Annotated in this window: 16 protein-coding genes and 1 tRNA gene; 3 read left to right on the forward strand and 14 right to left on the reverse strand. The window is 34.4% G+C overall.

From position 1 onward, the window contains the following. Positions 1-27 precede the first annotated feature (27 nt). From bioB to ACH2CG_RS06305, 3 genes are all read right to left on the reverse strand, one after another. Complete coding sequence (bioB, locus tag ACH2CG_RS06295) at positions 28-1,113, reverse strand: biotin synthase BioB (protein ID WP_395063315.1); 1,086 nt, start codon at positions 1,111-1,113, stop codon at positions 28-30. A gap of 97 nt (positions 1,114-1,210) precedes the next feature. After that, positions 1,211-1,657, reverse strand: coding sequence for a hypothetical protein (locus ACH2CG_RS06300; RefSeq protein ID WP_395063317.1), 447 nt, complete (start codon positions 1,655-1,657; stop codon positions 1,211-1,213). A gap of 117 nt (positions 1,658-1,774) precedes the next feature. After that, positions 1,775-2,701, reverse strand: coding sequence for a bifunctional riboflavin kinase/FAD synthetase (locus ACH2CG_RS06305; RefSeq protein WP_395063319.1), 927 nt, complete (start codon positions 2,699-2,701; stop codon positions 1,775-1,777). 176 nt (positions 2,702-2,877) lie between these two features. Between ACH2CG_RS06305 and ACH2CG_RS06310 the strand changes: the two genes are divergently transcribed. Next, positions 2,878-6,237: a reprolysin-like metallopeptidase gene (locus ACH2CG_RS06310; protein WP_395063321.1), complete on the forward strand. Its 3,360-nt coding sequence runs from the start codon at positions 2,878-2,880 to the stop codon at positions 6,235-6,237. 100 nt (positions 6,238-6,337) lie between these two features. After that, positions 6,338-9,589 (forward strand): reprolysin-like metallopeptidase, encoded by a 3,252-nt coding sequence (locus tag ACH2CG_RS06315; RefSeq protein WP_395063323.1) that lies wholly within the window; start codon positions 6,338-6,340, stop codon positions 9,587-9,589. A 52-nt stretch (positions 9,590-9,641) separates the two neighbouring features. Here ACH2CG_RS06315 and pth read toward each other — a convergent pair whose 3' ends face one another. The 3 genes from pth to ACH2CG_RS06330 form a co-directional block, all read right to left on the reverse strand. Then, on the reverse strand, positions 9,642-10,262 hold the full coding sequence (gene pth / locus ACH2CG_RS06320) for an aminoacyl-tRNA hydrolase (RefSeq protein ID WP_395063325.1): 621 nt from the start codon (positions 10,260-10,262) through the stop codon (positions 9,642-9,644). A 206-nt stretch (positions 10,263-10,468) separates the two neighbouring features. Beyond that, positions 10,469-11,074 (reverse strand): 50S ribosomal protein L25/general stress protein Ctc, encoded by a 606-nt coding sequence (locus ACH2CG_RS06325; protein ID WP_395063327.1) that lies wholly within the window; start codon positions 11,072-11,074, stop codon positions 10,469-10,471. Between the two features lie 98 nt (positions 11,075-11,172). Then, complete coding sequence (locus ACH2CG_RS06330; RefSeq protein ID WP_395063329.1) at positions 11,173-12,114, reverse strand: ribose-phosphate pyrophosphokinase; 942 nt, start codon at positions 12,112-12,114, stop codon at positions 11,173-11,175. Positions 12,115-12,434: 320 nt separating this feature from the next. Here ACH2CG_RS06330 and ACH2CG_RS06335 point away from each other — a divergent pair. Then, a tRNA-Leu gene (locus tag ACH2CG_RS06335) sits at positions 12,435-12,514 on the forward strand. 267 nt (positions 12,515-12,781) lie between these two features. Here the strand turns inward: ACH2CG_RS06335 and ACH2CG_RS06340 are convergent. From ACH2CG_RS06340 to ACH2CG_RS06375, 8 genes are all read right to left on the reverse strand, one after another. Next, positions 12,782-13,942: a beta-ketoacyl synthase N-terminal-like domain-containing protein gene (locus tag ACH2CG_RS06340; RefSeq protein ID WP_395063331.1), complete on the reverse strand. Its 1,161-nt coding sequence runs from the start codon at positions 13,940-13,942 to the stop codon at positions 12,782-12,784. Positions 13,943-14,072: 130 nt separating this feature from the next. Continuing rightward, positions 14,073-15,344: an adenosylmethionine--8-amino-7-oxononanoate transaminase gene (gene bioA, locus ACH2CG_RS06345; protein WP_395063333.1), complete on the reverse strand. Its 1,272-nt coding sequence runs from the start codon at positions 15,342-15,344 to the stop codon at positions 14,073-14,075. Between the two features lie 46 nt (positions 15,345-15,390). Continuing rightward, positions 15,391-15,855, reverse strand: a complete 465-nt coding sequence (locus ACH2CG_RS06350; RefSeq protein ID WP_395063335.1) for a GNAT family N-acetyltransferase — start codon at positions 15,853-15,855, stop codon at positions 15,391-15,393. A 6-nt stretch (positions 15,856-15,861) separates the two neighbouring features. Continuing rightward, complete coding sequence (gene bioD / locus ACH2CG_RS06355) at positions 15,862-16,479, reverse strand: dethiobiotin synthase (protein WP_395063337.1); 618 nt, start codon at positions 16,477-16,479, stop codon at positions 15,862-15,864. A 63-nt stretch (positions 16,480-16,542) separates the two neighbouring features. Next, on the reverse strand, positions 16,543-17,700 hold the full coding sequence (locus tag ACH2CG_RS06360) for an aminotransferase class I/II-fold pyridoxal phosphate-dependent enzyme (RefSeq protein ID WP_395063339.1): 1,158 nt from the start codon (positions 17,698-17,700) through the stop codon (positions 16,543-16,545). A 62-nt stretch (positions 17,701-17,762) separates the two neighbouring features. Next, a complete protein-coding gene (locus ACH2CG_RS06365; RefSeq protein WP_395063341.1) occupies positions 17,763-18,044 on the reverse strand; it encodes a F0F1 ATP synthase subunit epsilon in 282 nt (93 codons plus the stop codon). Between the two features lie 86 nt (positions 18,045-18,130). Further along, complete coding sequence (atpD, locus tag ACH2CG_RS06370) at positions 18,131-19,642, reverse strand: F0F1 ATP synthase subunit beta (RefSeq protein WP_395063343.1); 1,512 nt, start codon at positions 19,640-19,642, stop codon at positions 18,131-18,133. Between the two features lie 226 nt (positions 19,643-19,868). Beyond that, positions 19,869-21,258, reverse strand: a 1,390-nt coding sequence (locus tag ACH2CG_RS06375) for a G-D-S-L family lipolytic protein (protein ID WP_395063345.1), incomplete at its 5' end; no start/stop codon positions are given.

Genomic DNA, 21,258 nt, shown 5'->3' on the forward strand with positions numbered 1-21,258 from the left:
ACCATCCTGTTAAAGATGGTTTAAAATTTATTTTCCTTTAGTAGAAGCTTCTAGGTTTCGTTCTATCTTATGTTCTGGTCGTGTCCATTTTGGTTTTTCGCCCATAGATTGAAATTGCGAATCTTGGGCTTCAACTGTGGTAGGTTGCATTAATTTAATGAAAGGCTTTTGGGCTTTTAATCCTAGTGTTTCAAACATTTTCATATCATCGTTTACATCAGGATTGGGAGTTGTCAATAATTTGTCGCCTGCAAAAATAGAATTGGCACCTGCAAAGAAACACATGGCTTGACCTTCGCGAGACATTTCAGTTCTTCCTGCAGAGAGGCGTACTTGAGTTTCGGGCATTATGATTCTAGTGGTTGCTACCATTCTAATCATTTCCCATATTTCTACTGGTTTTTCATTTTCCATTGGAGTTCCTTCTACAGCAACAAGTGCATTTATTGGCACAGATTCTGGTTGCGGATTTAAAGTAGAAAGTGCCACTAACATTCCGGCTCTATCTTCTATAGTTTCTCCCATTCCAATAATACCTCCGCTACATACGGTGACATTTGTTTTTCTAACGTTGTCAATTGTTTGCAAGCGATCTTCAAATCCGCGAGTAGAAATTACTTCTTTATAATATTCTTCAGACGTGTCTAAATTGTGATTATAGGCATAAAGTCCAGCTTCTGCTAACCGTTGCGCTTGGTTTTCTGTAAGCATTCCGAGAGTGCAACAAACTTCCATTTCTAGTTTGTTAATAGTACGCACCATTTCTAGGACTTGATCAAATTCTGGTCCGTCTTTTACATTACGCCAAGCTGCACCCATGCACACACGAGATGAACCTGATGACTTAGCTCTTAGTGCCTGCGCTTTTACTTGACTAACAGACATTAAATCGTTACCTTCTACATTGGTGTGGTATCTTGCTGCTTGCGGACAATAGCCACAATCTTCTGGGCAACCGCCAGTTTTTATTGATAATAATGTAGAAACTTGAACGACATTTGGATCGTGTTGTTCTCTATGTATTGTTGCTGCCTGATACATTAAATCCATTAAAGGTTTATTGTATATTGCTATAATTTCTTCTTTTGTCCAATTGTGTTTTGTAATACTCATAATTACTTTTTATGTTGCATCAAAAGTAGTTAATTTGTTTTGAAGTAAAAAAAGAAAATTCGGTTTCATTATTAGACAATTTAGCGAAAGGTGTTGTTTACAACTCGTCTTTAAAAACGTTTTTGGTTTTCCAAAACTGAATATTTATAAAAACGACCATTAAAACAGAGGCTATACCTTCAATAAACAAACCAAAACTGTACTCTGCAATTGTAGGATTTCCGCCAAAAAGGAATGCATGCGAAAGATTATTTATGTAAGTTGTTCCTCCTCTTAAATTTAAATATAAAAACAAACCAATTATACCCAATGCAATACCTATAAAACCTGTAATAGCGCTAGAAGTTAAGTTTTGAAAATATCCAGTTTTACCTTGTTTCAAGTTGGCTTTTATTGTTAAGTTTAAGTAGAAAACAATAATTAATACATTTAATATTCGCAAAAAATATAAGTTGGACAAGCCTAGAGCTTCCATAATAAGAAAATAAAATCCTATTCCAAGAAACATTAAAATGCCATATTTTAATTCATTTGATAATTTCATAGTATTATTTTTTTATGTTTTTAGTAACGATATTACTATAAATGTAGTAAAATAATAATTATAAAAAATGATTTTTAACAAATAATATGATAATTTTTAAACTTTGTTTAACCAAGTTTACACTTTAGAAATGAAAGTTAAAGCGGTTTCACGGTCATTATAAAGTTGTTTTTTTAAGCCATCTAAGTTTTCAAATTTTTGTTCATCACGAATAAAATCTAGCAATTCAATGGTTATTTTTTCGTCGTAAATATCTTCGTTAAAGTTAAAAAAATTAACCTCAATTGTTTGGTCTTTTCCATCCACTGTTGGTCGTGTACCAATATTCATCATTCCATAAATAACCTTTTCTTTGTAACTGCTTTTAACTATGTAAACTCCATTTTTAGGAATCAATTTGTAGTCTTCTTTAATTTCAATATTTGCCGTGGGAAAACCAATTGTTCTGCCTAGTTGTTTTCCTTTAACAACGTTACCCGAAAAGAAATAATTATACCCCAAATAATTGTTTGCTAGAAGTATGTTTCCATCAAGAATTGCATTTCTAATTTTGGTAGAACTTACTGCGTTTTCATTGATTTGTTGTGCCGAAATTTGTTCTACTTCAAATCCAAATTGTTTTCCATAAAGAATTAAATCATCAATATTGGCAGTTCTATTTCTTCCAAATCGGTGGTCGTGACCAATTATTATTTTTTGAACATTTAGCTTATTTATCAAAACATCTTTAACAAAATCTTCGGCAGATAATCTAGAAAATTCTTGGTTAAATGGATGAATGATTAAGTTGTCAATTCCTGCTTTTTCTAGAAGAAGTGTTTTTTCTTCAACAGAATTTAATAATTTAATAACAGAATTATCTTGTAAAATCATTCTAGGATGCGGAAAAAAAGAAAGGACAACGCTTTGAAAATTATTTTTTTTTGCGCTATCAATTATTTTTTCAAGAATTTTTTTATGCCCAATATGAACACCGTCAAAAGTTCCGATGGTGACAACTGACTTAAGTTTATGGTAATTATCAATGTTAGTAAAGGTCTTCAAGAGAAATGAATTTGACGGCAAATATAATTTTTTATAATTAAATGTATAAAATGTATTGAGTTTTAATCTTTTTTATTACCGTGTAAAAGTGTTAAAAGTTTGTAGTGCTAGCTTTTAAGTTTTGTATGTTAAACATTTTTTTTTATATTTACACATTAAATTAACTTAACTAAAAGATGAAAAAAAACTTACTATTAACATTTTTAACTCTTTTGTGTGCTGCAACAGGGTTTTCTCAAACAGATAGACTGTGGTCTTCACATAGTGCAGATGACAAAAACATCACAACGGATAAAGGCGTTGCAAGACAATCTTTTCCTAAAGAATTCAAGTTATTCGATTTGAATATTGAACCTTTAAGACAAAATTTATTCTCTATTGTAGACAATCAATCTTCTAAGCACTCTACAATTATCACTCTACCAAATGCAAATGGTGGTTTGGAACAATTTGAAGTATTTGAAGCTTCCAATTTTGAATCAGACCTTCAGGCTCAATTTCCAACAATTAGAGCTTACTCAGGTAAAGGATTAACAGACAAATATGCAACATTAAAACTAAGTATTTCTCCACAAGGGATTCAAACAATGGTTTTTAGAACCGACAGAGAAAATGAATTCATTGAACCTTATTCTCAAGACCATACAGTATATGCAGTTTTCAAATCTCAAAGAGAAAAAGGAAAATTAGCGTGGACATGTACAACAGAAGATAAAAAATCTGTAAGTGATTTAACTTCTAAGGTTTCTAGTGACAATACTATAATGTCTAGCGCAGGACAATTAAAAACAATGCGTTTGGCTCAATCTTGTAATGCAGAATATTCTAACTATTTTGGAGCAACAAGTGCCGCACAAGTAGGTTTGGTTCTTGCTGCATTCAATGCTACAATAACTCGTTGTAATGGTGTTTATGAAAAAGATTTGGCTTTGCACCTTAATTTGGTTGCAGGCACAACAAATATTATATATTACACTGCTTCTTCAGATCCTTATACAACTATGGCAAACTGGAATACTCAATTACAGCAAGCTATTAATACTACTTTAACAGGTGTTGGTACTGCTTTGGCAACTAACAATGCTGCATACGACATTGGTCACATGTTTGGCGCATCTGGTGGTGGTGGAAACGCAGGCTGTATTGGTTGTGTTTGTGTTAATGGCGTAACTGCTGGAACAGGATCTACTAAAGGTAGAGGTATCACTTCTCCGGCAGACGGAATTCCTCAAGGAGATAATTTTGATATTGACTATGTAGTTCATGAAGTTGGTCATCAATTAGGAGGAAATCATACTTTTTCAAATTCTAATGAAGGTTCTGGTGTAAGTAAAGAAGTTGGTTCTGGTGTTACAATCATGGGTTATGCTGGTATTACTTCTAATGATGTGGCTCCGCATTCAATTGATATTTATCATGAAACAACAATTGAGCAAATTCAAAATAACTTGTCGACAAAAATTTGTCCTATAACAACATCTATAACTGCAAATAATGCAACTCCTGTAGTTGCACTTGTAGCAAGTTACATTATTCCAATAAGTACTCCTTTTGTTCTTACAGGTTCTGCTACTGATGCAAATGCTGGTGATGCTCTTACTTATTGTTGGGAACAAAATGATGATGGTGGCTCATCTACAGGATCAGCAAGTAGTGCCGCTGTTACTAAAACAGTTGGTCCAAACTTCATTTCATGGAGCCCAACGGCTTCACCTTCAAGATATTTTCCAAAAATAGAATCTGTTGTAGCAAACTCAGCAACTACAAGTCAAGTTGGTGGTGATGCAGGTATGTTGTCTGAAGCTTTAAGTTCTGTTGCTAGAACATTAAACTTTAGATTAACCGTTAGAGATAATTCTCCTTACAGTTCAACTGCTCCAGTAAAAGTAGGACAAACTGCTTTTACAGACATGGTTGTAACTGTTAATAATGCAGCCGGACCATTTATTGTTAACGCACCAAATACAGCAGTATCATGGGTTGCAGGAACAAATCAAACTGTAACTTGGGCTGTAGCCGGAACTACAGGAAATGGGGTAAATGCTGCTTTTGTAGATGTATTTCTATCTACAGATGGTGGTTATACATACCCAATTCAATTAGCCAATAAAGTTCCTAACAACGGAAGTACTGTAATTACAGTGCCAAACAACACAGGTTCTACAAATAGAATAATGGTAAAAGGATACCAACATGTATTTTTTGATATTTCTAATACTAATTTTACTATAACAGCACCAACAGCTACTTTTTCTGTAAGTCAATCTAGTGTTCAAAGTGTTTTAGCATGCGCAGTTCCTTCTACAACATATACTTTTGCTTATGCTGCTTTAAGTGGATTTTCTGGAACTACAACATTTAGCGCAACTGGCACTCCAGCTGGATCAACAATTGCTTTTAGCCCTACAACAATGAGCTCAACAGGTGGTTCTGTAACTATGACTGTTGGAAACCTTACATCTGCGCCAGCAGGAGTTTATAATATTGTTATGACTGCTACTTCTGGAGCAACTGTAAAAACTGTTCCATTTTATTTATATTTAGGTTTACCAAACGTCACATTAAATTCGCCTGCTAACAATGCAACAGCACAAAGCACTTCGCTTTCATTAAGTTGGACAGCTAATCCTGGTGCTACATCGTACGATGTTCAAGTAGCTACAGATTCGGGTTTTACCTCTATTGTGAGTTCTGGAAATGTTAGTACAAATGTTTATAATGTTAGTGGATTGTTGCAAGGAACAAATTATTACTGGAGAGTTGCCCCAAAAAATGCAACTTGTACAGGAAACAATAGTGCTAGTAATATATTTACTACAGGATTAATAACTTGTAATACTTCTTCTTCTACAGATATTCCAGTAACAATTCCTACTACAGTTGCAACAGTAACTTCTACTTTAACAGTACCTTCTGGAGCAAACATATCAGATATTAATGTTAATATTGACATTACTCATACTTGGATAAATGACTTAACGGCTACCTTAACAAGTCCTGCTGGAACTTCAGTTATTTTATTTGCAAATCAATGTAGTCCAACATCTAGTATCAATAATATCTTAGCTACTTTTGATGATTCTGGTATTGCTATTGTATGTGGCAATTCTCCAGGAATATCAGGAACAGTGTTACCAGGACAACCTTTGTCTGCATTTAATGGAGAAAGCCCTGTTGGAGTTTGGACTTTAACAGTTGCTGATTCTTTCACACAAGATGGTGGAACAATCAATAACTGGAGTTTGAACATTTGTTCGGCTGCACCTTTAAGTACTACTGAAAATCAATTGGAAAACTTTAGTTTATATCCTAATCCTAATAATGGTACTTTTACTATCCAATTTAATTCTTCATCAAGCAACTCAATTTTTGTTGGAGTTCATGACATGAGAGGAAGAGAAGTATATTCTAAAACTTATCAAAATAATGGAGTTTTCAATGAAAACCTTCAATTGAGTGGTCTACAATCTGGAGTTTATTTAGTAAACATTCAAGACGGAGACAAGAAAGTTGTTAAAAAAATAATTGTAGAATAAATAATATATTTTATACTGAAAAGGGAAGTTTTTACTTCCCTTTTTTGTTTTTAAAAGGGAATGCTTCAAATATAAATTTCAAAATAAATTTCAATAAACTATGAATAGAAAACTACTTTTTAGCATTATAACAAGTTTTTTTATTATTACTTGTTATTCTCAAAAATCAATATGGATTGAAACATCAATGGAACAATTGGCAAACTTGCCCAAGTCTGAAAGAGAAACTCTTCCGTTAAAGTATAAATTATTTAATCTAAACTTTACAGCACTAAAAAAACAACTTCAATTTGCACCAACAAGAACCAGCGGATTATTCTCTACTGTCATAGTTCCTTTTCCAAATCCAGATGGAACTATAGGAAATTTTAGAGTTTATGAGGCATCCGTTATGCAACAAGACTTGGCAGCAAGATATCCTGATTGCAAATCGTATGTAGGTAAAGGAATTGAAGACCCAACAGCAACTATTAGATTTAGCACAACACTTTTTGGACTACATACTATGACTCGCTCTGGAAATACAGGGACACAATATATCGATACCTTCACTAAAGATTTGAGCAATTATATTGTATATAATAAAATTGATCTTCATACCATCAAAGAAAGGGCTTGCTTGGTTGACGAAAATTTTCAAAATGAAGTATTACAACAAAACTCCATAAAATCTTCTTTGGTAAGTGATGGCTTGTTTAGAACTTACAGACTTGCTATGGCTTGTACAATCGAGTATGCGGCATTTCATGTTAATGCAGCAGGTGTGTCTGGCGGAACTATTGCTCAGAAAAAAGCAGCAGTCCTAGCAGCAATGAACGTTTCAATGACTAGAATAAATGGTGTTTTTGAAATAGATATGTCACTAACGATGCAATTAATTGCAAATAATGATTTAATAATCTTTATAGATTCTGATAGTTTTGACAATGCTAATGCTGGAAATTTAATTAATCAGAGTCAAACCGTTATTGATGCAGCTATAGGATTAGCAAATTATGATATTGGACATACTGTTAGTACTGGCGGCGGCGGTTTAGCTCAACTTTATTCACCGTGCAGTTCTAGCAAAGCAAAAGGAATAACTGGTTCTGGTGCACCAGTAGGTGATCCATTTGATATTGATTATGTAGCTCATGAAATGGGACATCAATTTGGCGGAAACCATACACAAAATAATGATTGCAATAGAAATAATTCGACCGCGGTAGAACCAGGAAGTGCTTCTACAATTATGGGTTATGCCGGAATTTGCGCTCCAGATGTTCAAAGTAATTCTGACGATCATTTTCATACGGTTAATCTTTCCGAAATGACAAGTTTTGTTACTGGTGCTGGAAATTGTAGTGCTTCTGTTGCAAATGGCGATACTGCTCCAATTGCAAATGCAGGATTGGATTATACAATTCCTAATGGAACAGCATTTATACTAAAAGGAATCGCGTCTGATATAGATGGTGATGCTCTAACCTATTGCTGGGAACAAACCGATACAGAGGTTTCTACACAACCGCCAACACAAGACGCACTATTTGGCCCAAACTTTAGATCCAATTCTCCAATAACATCTAACGAGCGCTATATGCCTACTATACAAAGTGTTATTGACAATAATCTTGCGCCTACTTGGGAAGTAATTTCTAATGTAGCTCGAACCATGAATTTTGCTTTCACAGTAAGAGACAATGCAGCTCCAAATGGTGGGCAAACAACTAGAGATAATATGGTAGTTACTACATCAAGTGTGGGTCCGTTTTTAGTTAATTTACCTAACACAGCTCTTTCTTGGGTTGCTGGATCAAATCAAACAGTAACATGGACAGTTGCTGGCACAACAACTAACGGCATCAATGCAATGTATGTAGATGTTTTACTATCTATTGATGGCGGATATACCTACCCTATTATACTAGCAAGCAAAGTACCAAATGATGGATCAGAAATTATAACAGTTCCCAATAATCCTGGAGGTCAAAACAGAATAATGGTTAGAGGTTATCATCATATATTTTATGATATTTCTAATACAAATTTTATTATAACTGCTCCTTCTAGCAACTTTAGCGTGGCTTTTTCTGGCATAGAAGACCAACAAAATAAAGCAGCTTGTCAAGGTTTTAATGTTTCTTATGCAATAAATTATCAGGCATTGGCTGGATTTTCTGGCACTACTACCTTTAGTGCTTCTGGAAACCCTAGTGGGTCAATAGTCTCTTTTTTGCCAGCATCAATAAATTCGTCAGGAACTGTATTAATGACCATAACAAATACATCAGCCAGCACTGCCGGATTTTATACAATTCTTGTTACTGCTACATTTGGAACAACAACTAAAACGGTTCCCTTTTATTTTGAATTGTTTGATGCAGTATTTCCTGCTATGTCATTACTTACTCCTTCAAATAATGCAGTTGGACAATCTAATAATTTGTTATTGACATGGTCAACTAATTCTAATGCGGTTTCATATGATGTTCAAGTTGCTTCTAACCCATCTTTTACAAATATTGTGAGTTTTGGAAATGTAACCACAACATCTTATAATTTATCTGGGTTACTGATAAACACAGACTATTACTGGCGTATTATGCCAAGAAACAATTATTGTTCTGATAACTATAGCAGTTCTTTTACCTTTAAAACTGGTTTAATAGCATGTGCATCGCCATCTTCAACTAATGTACCAATAGTAATAACATCCGTAGGAACTCCAACAATATCGTCTACAATCGTTATTTCATCTGGCGGAAGTATTACTGATGTAAATGTAAACGCACAACTATCACATTCTTGGATTGACGATTTAAGCGCAACTTTAACTAGTCCAAACGGCACTGTAGTTCAATTGTTCTCTGGCTTGTGCGGAAGCAATGATAATTTGAATGCTACTTTTGATGATTCAGGCGTAGTAATTGTTTGCGGAAGTAATCCTGCAATAACTGGAGTAGTTTTACCTTTGCAAGCTTTGTCTGCCTTTAATGGAGAAAATCCCACAGGAACATGGATTTTATCAATTTCTGACAGTGCCGATCAAGATGGAGGCAGTTTAACTTCTTGGGGTTTATCAATATGCGCAACGCAACTACTAGATGTAGCAGATGCCACAATGCAAGATTTCTCTTTGTATCCAAATCCTACAGCTGGGAATTTTACAATTTCATTTACATCATCTTCTAGCGATCCTGTAAAAGTAAGTGTTTATGATATGAGAGGAAGAGAAATTTTTGAATCACTTTATAAAAATTCAGGCGTTTTTTCTGAGAATATAAATTTGGAAGGTGTTCAAACTGGTGTTTACTTGGTTGCAATAACAAGTGGTGACAAAAAAATTGTTAAAAGAATAATTGTTAAGTAATTTTTGAGATTACATAGTTAAATATAAAGCCATCTAAAACATTAGATGGCTTTTATTTTCCATTAAATATATTCATGGTTTCACTTAGTCCGGCTAGAGCAAATGAAGAAATGATTAGAGAAGCTATTTCTAATCGTTCGGGCAGTTTTATTTTTTCTTCCTCATTCCAGTCGCCAAGTACATAATCTATTTGTTTTCCTTTTTTAAACTCATCGCTTATTCCAAATCTAAATCGTGGATACTCTGATGTGTTTAATAGAAGTTGAATGTTTTTCAATCCGTTGTGTCCTCCATCGGTTCCTTTGGTTTTTATTCTTATGGTTCCAAAAGAGAGGTTTAAATCGTCGGTTATTATTAGGATATTTTCTTTAGGAATGTTTTCTTTTTCCATCCAATATTTTACCGCTTTACCGCTTAGGTTCATGTAGGTATTTGGCTTAAGTAGCAGTAGCGTGCGTCCTTTTGTTTTGTATTCTGCAATTTCTCCAAGCTTTGCTGCTTGAAACGATATGTTTTCTTTATTAGCAAAATGGTTGAGTACTTTAAACCCAATATTATGACGCGTGTTTACATATTCGATGCCAATGTTACCAAGGCCAACAATAAGAAATTTCTTCATTGGATCTTTACTTTCTTTTTCTTTTTTGGGCAATAATTTTGAAAACCAATTCATTTGGTAAAAGTAGGATATTTGTTTTGAAATTGAAAGTTTTGGGCAAATGGATTACTGTCTAACCCTGATTGGAGCAAGTATCCTCGAAGAGATACTGTGTAAAGCAGGATTATGGAGTACAAGAATTACTACTGATTAGTTTCAAAAATTAAAAGGCATAAAAAAAGCACCAGTTTCCTGATGCTATCTTGTATTGGATAAAGAAATTATTTTTTCTTTTTTGCTCCACCTTTTTCTGCTTTTGCTGCTTCTTGAGCTGCTTTCATTGCAGCACGTGAAATCTTCACTTGAGCAACAACAGTGTTGTCTGGATGCATTAATTTGTAATTGTTAGTCGCTATTTTAGTTACATACAATTTATTACCCATTTGCAATTCAGAGATGTTTGCTTCAACAAAATCAGGAAGATTTTTTGGCAAAGCTTTCACTTTTAATCTTCTTTGGTTTAAGTTTAACACACCACCTAAAAGTACACCTGGAGAAGTTCCTGTAACTTTAACTGGCACTTCCATAACGATTTCTTTATCGTCGCTCAATTGGAAGAAGTCAATGTGTAAAATAGCTTCAGAAACTGGGTGAAATTGAATGTCTTGTAAAATTGCGTTGAATGATTTTCCATCCAAATCAATTGCAACTGTGTGCGCGTTTGGAGTGTAAACTAGGCTTTTGAAAGCTTTAGTTTCTGCTGTAAAATGTACTGGCTGACTTCCTCCGTAAATAACGCAAGGAACCATTCCAGCATTACGTACCGCTTTGGTTGCTACCTTGCCTACGCTTTCTCTTTCTGATCCTTTAATTGTAATCGATTTCATTGTAAAAATATATAGTTAATAATAATAATTCTTTTTTAATGTCAATTTCAAATTCAAAAAATAAATTTCAGATTTCTATTGATCCTATTTGTTTTGATTTACATCAAAAACTTTCCGCTTATGGAATTGTTGTGTTGCACCATGTTCATTACTTCGGCAAAAAGCGGTGCACAACTCACAACTTTTATTTTATTGGACTTTTTCTTTAGTGGTATAGAATCTGTGACAATTAATTCTAATAACTTAGAATTTTCAATTTTTTCGTATGCATCACCAGATAATATAGCATGTGTGCAAATTGCTCTTACACTTAGTGCGCCTTTTTCTATCATTAAATCTGCTGCTTTGGCCAATGTACCTCCAGTATCGATCATATCATCTACTAGAATTACATTTCTACCTTTTACTTCTCCTATAAGTTCCATAGAACCTATTACATTGGCAGCTTTTCTTTGTTTGTAACAAATTACTACGTCAGATTCTAAAAATTTAGAGTAGGCATAAGCTCTTTTTGAACCTCCCATATCTGGCGATGCGATTGTTAAATTTTCTAAATTTAAGCTTTCAACATACGGCAAGAATATTGTAGAAGCAAACAAATGATCCACTGGTTTTTCAAAAAAACCTTGAATTTGATCTGCATGTAAATCCATGGTCATAATTCTAGTTGCACCTGCTGTTTCTAGTAATTTAGCTACTAGTTTTGCTCCAATTGGTACTCTTGGCTTGTCTTTTCTATCCTGTCTTGCCCATCCAAAATATGGAATTACTGGAGTTATGTGTCTGGCAGAAGCTCTTTTAGCAGCATCAATCATTAACAAGAGCTCCATTAAATTGTCAGCACTAGGAAAAGTGGAGCAAACAATAAATACGCGCAATCCTCTTATAGATTCTTCAAAAGAAGGTTGGAATTCACCATCACTATATTTTGAAAATGTAACTTTACCTAGCGGAATTCCATAGTTTTCGGCTATTTGTTCGGCTAAATGAACACTTTGTGAACAGGCAAATATCTTTGCTTCTGGTTCTAAATGTGACATTGTAATTTGTTGTTTTATTTCGCTGCTTTAGGTACAATTGGGCTTTACTTTTAAATAAAACTTATTATATATAAATGCCTCGAGTGTAGTTAGTTAGTTGTGTGTCGTTTTAACGAGGTGCAAATTTAGAAATAAAATTGGACTCTGAAAGGATATTTTTAACTATTTTCTTGAAAATGTGAAGAAAAATTATTTACATTTGCAACGTGTTAAAGGAAAAATGGTCTCATTCATTCTTTATTGCGTTGAAATAACTGTTGTTATTTTGAGTCTGCTGCTGTGAATTTAGCAATAAATTTGACAAAAGCATAACTGCTAATGCCCGGATGGCGGAATTGGTAGACGCGCTGGTCTCAAACACCTGTGGGAAACCGTGCCGGTTCGACTCCGGCTCCGGGTACATAACCTCTGAGAAATCAGGGGTTTTTTGTTTTTATTTTATAAATGGTTCTACCGTTTCTTTTAGAATTTTCATATAACTGCAAAAGTCATCTACTGATAGTGGTTGGATTTTTGTTTTCTTTAAAAAAAAATTTTCGTGGTTGTGAATGTTTATGGATTGCCAAAATTTAATGATTTAATTTATAAATCATCACAAATATAATAGTCCTTCTTTTTTGATCATTTTAAAAAAAATCAATAAGAACAAACTCCTTGTGTTGTTATTTTAAAACTCCTTAGACAACAAAATACTAACTGCATTTCCGCCAAAACCAACTGCGTTTATCAGTACTTTTTTTATTAATTTTCTTTCTTTTTGTGCTTCCGCAAATGGAACGCCGATGAACTGATTGTGTTGCATCATTAAGATTGCCAATTCCATGTTTAACATTCCTGATGCACCAAAAGTGTGACCAACTTTCCATTTATTGGTGGTTAACATTGGATGGTTTTCACCAAAAACTTTTAAAATAGCTTTATACTCGGATGTGTCGCCTTTTAAAGTTCCGGGCATGTGCATTACTATGGCGTCAACGTCATTAAGATTGGTGTTTTGTAATGCCATTTTCATGGATTTTTGAAAACAATTGGCTTCGTCAGAAATGGATATATTGTGTTCGATATCATCAGTGGCATAGCCAATTCCTTCTATGTAAGCCAATGCGTTTGGATTTTCTCCTATTTCTAAACAAGCTACCGATGCACTTTCGCCTAGAACCATTGTATTTTTGGTTTTAGTAAAATCGAATGCCCTGCATGGAAACTCAGATTCTTCTTTAGCATAAATCTTCAAAGCGTTCATTTGAGCAATTGTGAAAGCGGTTAATGGTGCTTCACTTCCGCCCACTAGAAACTTTGTTGCCATTCCTGATTGTAACCATGCAACTGCATTTAGAACTGCGTGCAAAGCGGTTGAACACGTTATGGAATGTGAAATTTCGGGTCCGTTATTTTTTAAATCATGCGCTACCCATGACGAAATATTTCCCAAAGTTGTGGTTGGCGATGCTAATGTTGTTGTTTTTCCGGTTTCTAGAAATTCTTGGTGGTATTTTTCAAATAATTGTGTGGCACCACGAGACGAACCAATGTTGATCCCAAAGTCGTCTCCATTTTTCCAACCTGAGTTTTTTATGGCTTGACGCGACACTAAAATGGAAAGTAAAACGGTTTCGTCTAAGGCTTTGTATTTGATTTCACTCTTTCTTAACTCTTCTATTTCTTGTCTAATTTCTGTAGGTATTGTGGCTACAAATTGGTTGTTTCCGTTGAATTCTTTGGTTGAAATTAGGGTTTTACTGGAAAGATAATTGTGCCAAATAGCATCAGGATTTTTTCCTAATGGTGAGATTGATGCTAGAGATGTTATGGCGATTTTAGTTTTCAAAAATTCAAATGGTTTCAATTTAGCCCTGATTGGAATGGAAATCCTTTTTCTTTTTTCTTTAAAAAGTAAAAGATTGGAATGTAAAGCAGGAATTACCAACGCTGATAAAGCCCAAACATTCGCTACAAAATTACACTATTTCGAGAGCATTTTCGATAGTTATATAGACTTTTTGCAATTGATTTTCGGTGATGATGTAGGGCGGTAAAATGTAAACTATATTTCCAACTGGTCGTAAAATTACACCGTTTTCTATGAAGAAATTATAGAGTTTGTTGCGCATTGTTCCGTAATAACTTTCTTGAGCGTCTGTTTTAATTTCTAATGCGAATATCACTCCGAGTACACGTGTGGTTTTTACTTTTGGATGGTTTTTTATTTTAGCTTCAAATGCTAAATGTGATTGATTAACGCGTTGAATGTTGTCTTGCATTTCGTTGGTTTGTAATAATGAAATACTTGCCAAAGCTGCGGCGCAACCTGTTGGATTTGCGGTAAAAGTGTGTCCGTGAAACAAGGCTTTATTTACATCATCGTCGAAAAATCCGTCGAAGATTTCTTGAGTAAATGTGGTGATCGCCATTGGAATTGTTCCGCCTGTTAGTGCTTTTGAAAGGCACATCATGTCGGGTTTATTTTCTAGATAATCGGTGGCGAATGTTTTGCCTGTTTTACCAAAACCTGTCATGACTTCGTCGGCAATTGTGAAAACATTATTTAGGTTACAAAGCGCAATCATTTTGTCTAAAACTTCGGGCTGGTACATTACCATTCCTGCAGCACCAAGAACTAATGGTTCAAAAATAAATGCGGCAAAATCGTTTGTTTTTACAAGATTTTCTAATGCTTGTAGTGCTTTCTCTTCGTTACCAATGGTTGGAACTGGAATACGAACAACTTCCAAAAGTGATCCTTTGAAGGCTTCTGTAAAAAAAGATATTCCGCTGGCAGCCATCGCGCCAAAGGTGTCACCGTGAAAAGCATCTTCGAAAGCGATGACTTTGGTTTTTTTAATTCCTTTATTATAATTGTATTGCAAAGCCGATTTTATGGCAATTTCAACAGCAGTCGAACCATTGTCGGAATAGAAGATTTTCTGTTGATTGGAAGGCAAAATTTCGATCAATTTCTCTGATAATTCTACGGCTTTATTGTGTGTGAATCCGCCAAAAAGAACGTGCTCTAATGTGGTGAGTTGTTTATAAATAGCATCTGCGATAACTTTATTGGAATGTCCGTAAGGATTAACCCACCATGAAGCGATTGCGTCAACGTATTCTTTTCCGTTTTCGTCCCAAAGCAAAGCGTCTTTTCCTTTAGTAATTGCTGGAAAATTAGCTGCGGTTTTATGTTGTGTATATGGATGCCAGTTGTGTTTTTTGTCTCTTTCTGATAAGTTCATGATGTAAAAATAGTATACAAAGATACACAGAGAATGGCACAGAGTTTCACAAAGGTTTTATAAATTTCAGTTCCATAACTGGCAGAAATCTATTTTTGATAGAAGTTTCGAGTTGTCCGATTGTTTCAAATCCGAATTTTTGATAGAATTTTTCGGCGTTTGGATCAGCATCGAGAATTATTTTTTTAATGTCACGATTTTCTTTTATTCGAATTAAGAAATCATCCATTAAATAGTTTCCAAATCCTTTTCCGATATACTGTGGAAGTATAAATAAGTTGTCTAGTTTTATAATTGTCTTTTCAGTATTGAAATAAGAATAATAACCAATTACTTGATTTTCTTTTATCAGTTTAAAGGCAAAATTGGTCTTGATATATTCTTTAGTAATTGTGAGCGTATCATTCCATTGCGCCATTTGTTCTTCTGAATATCCCCAAAATACTTTTGATTTTTTAGTGATTTTTGTTAGAATTTGATGGTCGTCAGTATTTGCTTTTTCTATCCTCATTAAAGGTTATAATATTAGAAGATTTTCTCTAAACAAATCGGCGTAATATTGAATTACATTTTGGTCAAAATACGGTTCGTTGTCAATTCGACCTATGAATTTGGCTTTGGTTTTATTGAGTATAATTTCTTCGGAAGCTTGGTTTTCATCTCCAGAAAAAATGATTCCGGCAACTTTTAAATTTCTACTTTTTAACGCTTCAAATGACAATAAAGTGTGATTGATGCTTCCAAGATAATGCCTTGAAACCAAAATTATTTTATAGTCTTTTTGAATTAAATCGATAATGCAATCGTTGTCGTTTAACGGAACTAGCAATCCGCCTGCGCCTTCAATTATGAGATGGTTTTCAGTTTTTGGTTCGATGATTTGTTTTAAATCGATGGTGATTCCGTCAATTTTTGCCGCCAAATGTGGACTTGCTGGCGTATTTAGTTTATAGCTGTTTTCGTGAATAACGGTTTTATCGTTAGCAATATAGCGTTGAATTTTATGACTATCAGAATTGTCTAAATCGCCTGCTTGGATTGGTTTCCAATAATCGGCTTTTAATGCTTGTGTAATTATGGCTGATGTAATGGTTTTGCCTACATCGGTTCCGATTCCTGTTATAAATAGTTTCATAGTTACAATTTAACCGCAAAGTTCGTGTTTTTTTGGAACACAGATTTGAGAAATTTGAGAAATCTAAAAAATTAACTTGCTTAACAAACGTAAAACTTCCGTGATTTCTTTTTCGGAATTGTAGGAATGCAAACAAAAACGCAATCTTTCTTGACCTTCTGGAACAGTTGGCGAAAGAATGGCTTTTACATCAAATCCGTTTTCTTGAAGTTTAGTTGCAATTGATTTTACCTTCTCGTTTCCAGGAATTATAGCACATTGAATTGCCGATTTACTGTAAACAAATAATGGTTTCAAACCCAACTGCATTTTTTCTTGATTGAACAATTGAATGTTATTTCTAAGATTTTGAATGGCTTCTTCTTCGGATTTTAAATGTTGGTATGCAATTAAAATTGTTGCGACTGAATGTGGTGAAAGTCCGGTTGTGTATATGAAACTTCGTGCAAAATTTACTAGATAGTTTTTTAATTCTTGACTTCCTAAAATCGCTGCGCCGTGACAACCTAGTCCTTTTCCGAAAGTCATGATTGTTGCAAAAACTTTATTTTGTAATCCTTGGCTTTGCACTAATCCTTGTCCGTAATCACCGAAAACTCCTAATGCGTGTGCTTCATCAACGACTAAATTGCAATTATATTTTTCGCAGATATTTACTAATTCTTCAAGATTTGGCGTGTCGCCGTCCATTGAGAAAACGGATTCTGTGACGATATAAAAGGTTTCGGGTTTCGAGTTTCGGATTTCGAGTTGCTTACTAATTACTTTTTCTAACTGTTCAAAATCATTATGCTGAAATTTATATGATTTTGCGTTACTCATTAAAATTCCATCACGGATTGAGGCGTGGCATAATTCGTCATAAAAAATTACATCATTTCGTTGCGGCACCGAACTGAAAAAACCAACATTAGCATCGTAACCTGAATTGAAAATTAAAGCGGTTTCCGATTGATGGAAATTGGCTATAAAATCTTCTGTGATTTGGTATAAATTGTGGTTTCCTGAAATTAATCTTGAACCTGTTGCACCGTTAATTTTTATATCGTTTTCTAAAAGATATTGGTGTGTTTGATTGAAAATTTCTTGGGAACGAGCAAAACCTAAATAATCATTAGAAGCAAAATCTATTAAATTATTGGAAACTGGTAATTTTCGTAAGGCATTGTTTTGCTCACGTTGTTGTAGTTTTTGGGTTAATGATTTTGGGAAGTTTTTCATCTACCAAAAATAAAAAAAGCCAAACAATAATGCTTGGCTTTCTTAATTTATTTTGAATTGTCTTAGTCGGCTAAAACAATTACTTTATTGTCTTTCATTTCGATTGTTCCTGAAGAAATTTCAAGAGTGTAGTTTTGTTCGTTTATTTTAGTAAACTTTTCTACTACTTCTTTTTCGAATTTAAAACTTGTTGCAGCAATTTTTACTGTTCCTTGCTTTAAGATAGAAACTATTGGTGCGTGGTTATTCAATATTTGGAATGAACCATCAACACCTGGTAAAGTTACCGAGGTTACTTCGCCTTTAAATAATGTAGCTTCTGGTGATACTATTTCTAAAATCATTTTATTTAATTTAGGATTCTGGATTTAGGATTTTCGATTTAGGAAATTCTTAAAATCCTAATTCTTTGATTCCTTAATCCTAATTCTTATGCTTCTGCTAACATTTTTTGTCCTGCTTCGATTGCGTCTTCAATTGTTCCTTTAAGGTTGAAAGCTGCTTCTGGCAAGTGGTCTAACTCACCATCAATAATCATGTTGAATCCTTTGATTGTATCTTTAATATCAACCAAAACTCCAGGAATACCTGTAAACTGCTCAGCTACGTGGAATGGTTGAGACAAGAAACGTTGTACACGACGTGCACGAGATACAGATAATTTATCTTCTTCTGACAATTCTTCCATACCAAGGATGGCGATGATGTCTTGAAGTTGTTTGTATTTTTGAAGGATTTCTTTTACTCTTTGAGCACAATCGTAGTGTTCGTTTCCTAAAATTTGTGGTGTTAAGATTCTTGAAGTTGAGTCCAATGGATCTACCGCTGGATAAATACCTAACTCAGCAATTTTACGAGACAATACTGTTGTAGCATCTAAGTGAGCAAATGTTGTTGCTGGTGCTGGATCGGTTAAATCATCTGCAGGAACGTAAACCGCTTGTACCGATGTAATAGAACCTTTTTTGGTAGATGTAATTCTTTCTTGCATCGCACCCATTTCTGTAGCCAATGTTGGTTGGTAACCTACCGCAGATGGCATACGACCTAAAAGTGCCGAAACCTCTGAACCTGCTTGTGTAAAACGGAAGATATTATCAACGAAGAAAAGTACATCTTTACCTTGATCTGAACCTGCGCCATCACGGAAATATTCTGCAATAGATAATCCTGATAAAGCAACACGAGCTCTTGCTCCTGGTGGCTCATTCATTTGTCCGAAAACGAAAGTAGCTTTAGACTCTCTCATTCCTGGTTTATCAACTTTGGTTAAATCCCATCCTCCATTTTCCATAGAGTGCATGAATTCGTCACCATATTTTATAATTCCTGACTCCAACATTTCACGAAGTAAGTCATTTCCTTCACGTGTTCTTTCTCCTACTCCTGCGAATACAGAAAGACCACCGTGACCTTTTGCAATATTGTTAATTAACTCCTGAATTAATACTGTTTTACCAACACCTGCACCACCAAATAATCCAATTTTACCTCCTTTAGAGTAAGGCTCAATTAAATCGATTACTTTAATACCAGTGAATAAAACTTCAGAAGAAGTAGATAAATCTTCAAATCTTGGAGCTGAACGGTGAATTGACATTCCGTTTTCGCCTGTTTTTGGCAAGTCTCCTAAACCATCAATTGCATCACCAATTACGTTAAAAAGACGTCCGTAAACATCTGCACCGATTGGCATTTGAATTGGATTTCCAGTAGAAACTACATCTGTACCTCTACTTAAACCATCTGTTGAGTCCATAGAAATGGTACGAACTGTATCTTCACCAATGTGAGATTGCACTTCAAGTACTAATAGTGTACCATCTTTTTTAGTGATTTCTAATGAATCGTAAATTTTTGGTAATTCAGCATCTTTACTGTTGAAAACTACGTCAACTACTGGTCCGATGATTTGAGAAACTTTTCCTATTGCTTTTGACATTGCTTATGTATTTATTTAATAGCGTTTTAGAAATGAAAAAATGATGTCATTTTTCAGAGTGCAAAGATAATTTTTCTAAATAGAAAATCAATAGTAAAAAGTGTTTTTTTATGTAAATTTTGATTTTTTTTCAATACAAGATCATAAAGATAAAGAAATCGATATTTTACATATTAAAAAACCACCAACCGAAGTTGATGGTTTAAACTAAAAGTGTATTTTTTTATTAGAAAGATGCTGGAAATAAAATTCTATAATCTCCTAGATTCACTCCTTTTAAATTAGAACCATAAGTTGTGTTAATTGCTTCTAGGAATTTATTAGCAATTAAAGCATATCCTCTTGGACTAGGGTGAACACCATCTAGAGAGAAACCGCCGCCAGAAACATAGTTAGAAGTTACATTAAATCCGCCACCACTAATTCCGCCGTTTGCAACTTGTACTAAGGTAGCATTTGCATCTACAAAAGCTAATCCTTTAGCCGTTGCCAAAGCTCTAATACTAGCATTATAAGCATCTGTAGCAGTTTTAACCTCTGCCGTTTCACTTGCCGTCAAGGTTGTACCATCTTGCATTGGATAAGAAACACCTACAGTATTAAATGGAGCTGGTGCACCAGCTTGAGTTGTTCCTATCACACCTCTAGCAGTTAATAAAATATAGTCTTTGTTGGGCAATGTATTCTTTGCATGTCTTGCTTGTCCGTAAATACTTCCTAAATATCCTGCAGTTTGCGCACCTAATGAAGGAGTTAAAGCTACAGTAATTTGAGCAGATATATTTAATAAACTTTCATCTTTTATTAATAAAGGATTAGCTTCAACTGTTGCTGAGTTTCCATCATCGGCAACTAATGTTACAAATCTTGTTGGTAAACCGTTGGCAGTTAAAGCAGCATTGATACCACCAAATAATTGATTTAATTGTGCCGCACTTGCTGCTGGCAATCCAGGAATTGGATTAGTAGGAACAGTGGTAAAGAAAGGAACAGAGGTAACATAAGGAATGTTAGCTACAACTCCTTTAGCACCATTTGCCGTTAGGTTTGTTAATAATGTATTATATACCGAACTAAAAACATTTGGGTCTGTAATATCGTTAGAACCATAGGTTGCAGGATTTAAATTTCCAGTTTGATTAATTCCTGTTCCTCCAGATGTTGCATAGCTTAAAACATCATTGTTTCCTATCCATAAAGAAAAGAAAGTCGGATTTTGAACAGTTGCGTCGTCAATAATCTTAGAAGTTGGTGAGGAAGCAAATCTAACATAGTAAGGATTTGCTTGTCCTGTTGCAACTCCTGCAACATTTCCATAACCTGCAGCTAGTAGATGAAAACTTTTAGCTCCTGGAACACCCATATTATTATAAGCTCCTGTTAAGTGATTTGTAATTTCTGTAGAAGGTGTTCCTGATACAGGAACTGGTGCCGCACCATTAAAATATAATCTTGGTCCTTGAATTTGTGTTCCACCAAGTAATAAACCTCCAACGTTGTCTGACATAAAAGGTATTTTAAATTCTCCACCACCAATCAATGAAAATTGCTGAGACAGAATATTGGTGTATGATGCTTTTTGCCCTTCAATAAAAAGTGCACTATCGCTGTATCCA

Source organism: Flavobacterium sp. (assembly GCF_043778725.1).
Classification (GTDB): domain Bacteria; phylum Bacteroidota; class Bacteroidia; order Flavobacteriales; family Flavobacteriaceae; genus Flavobacterium.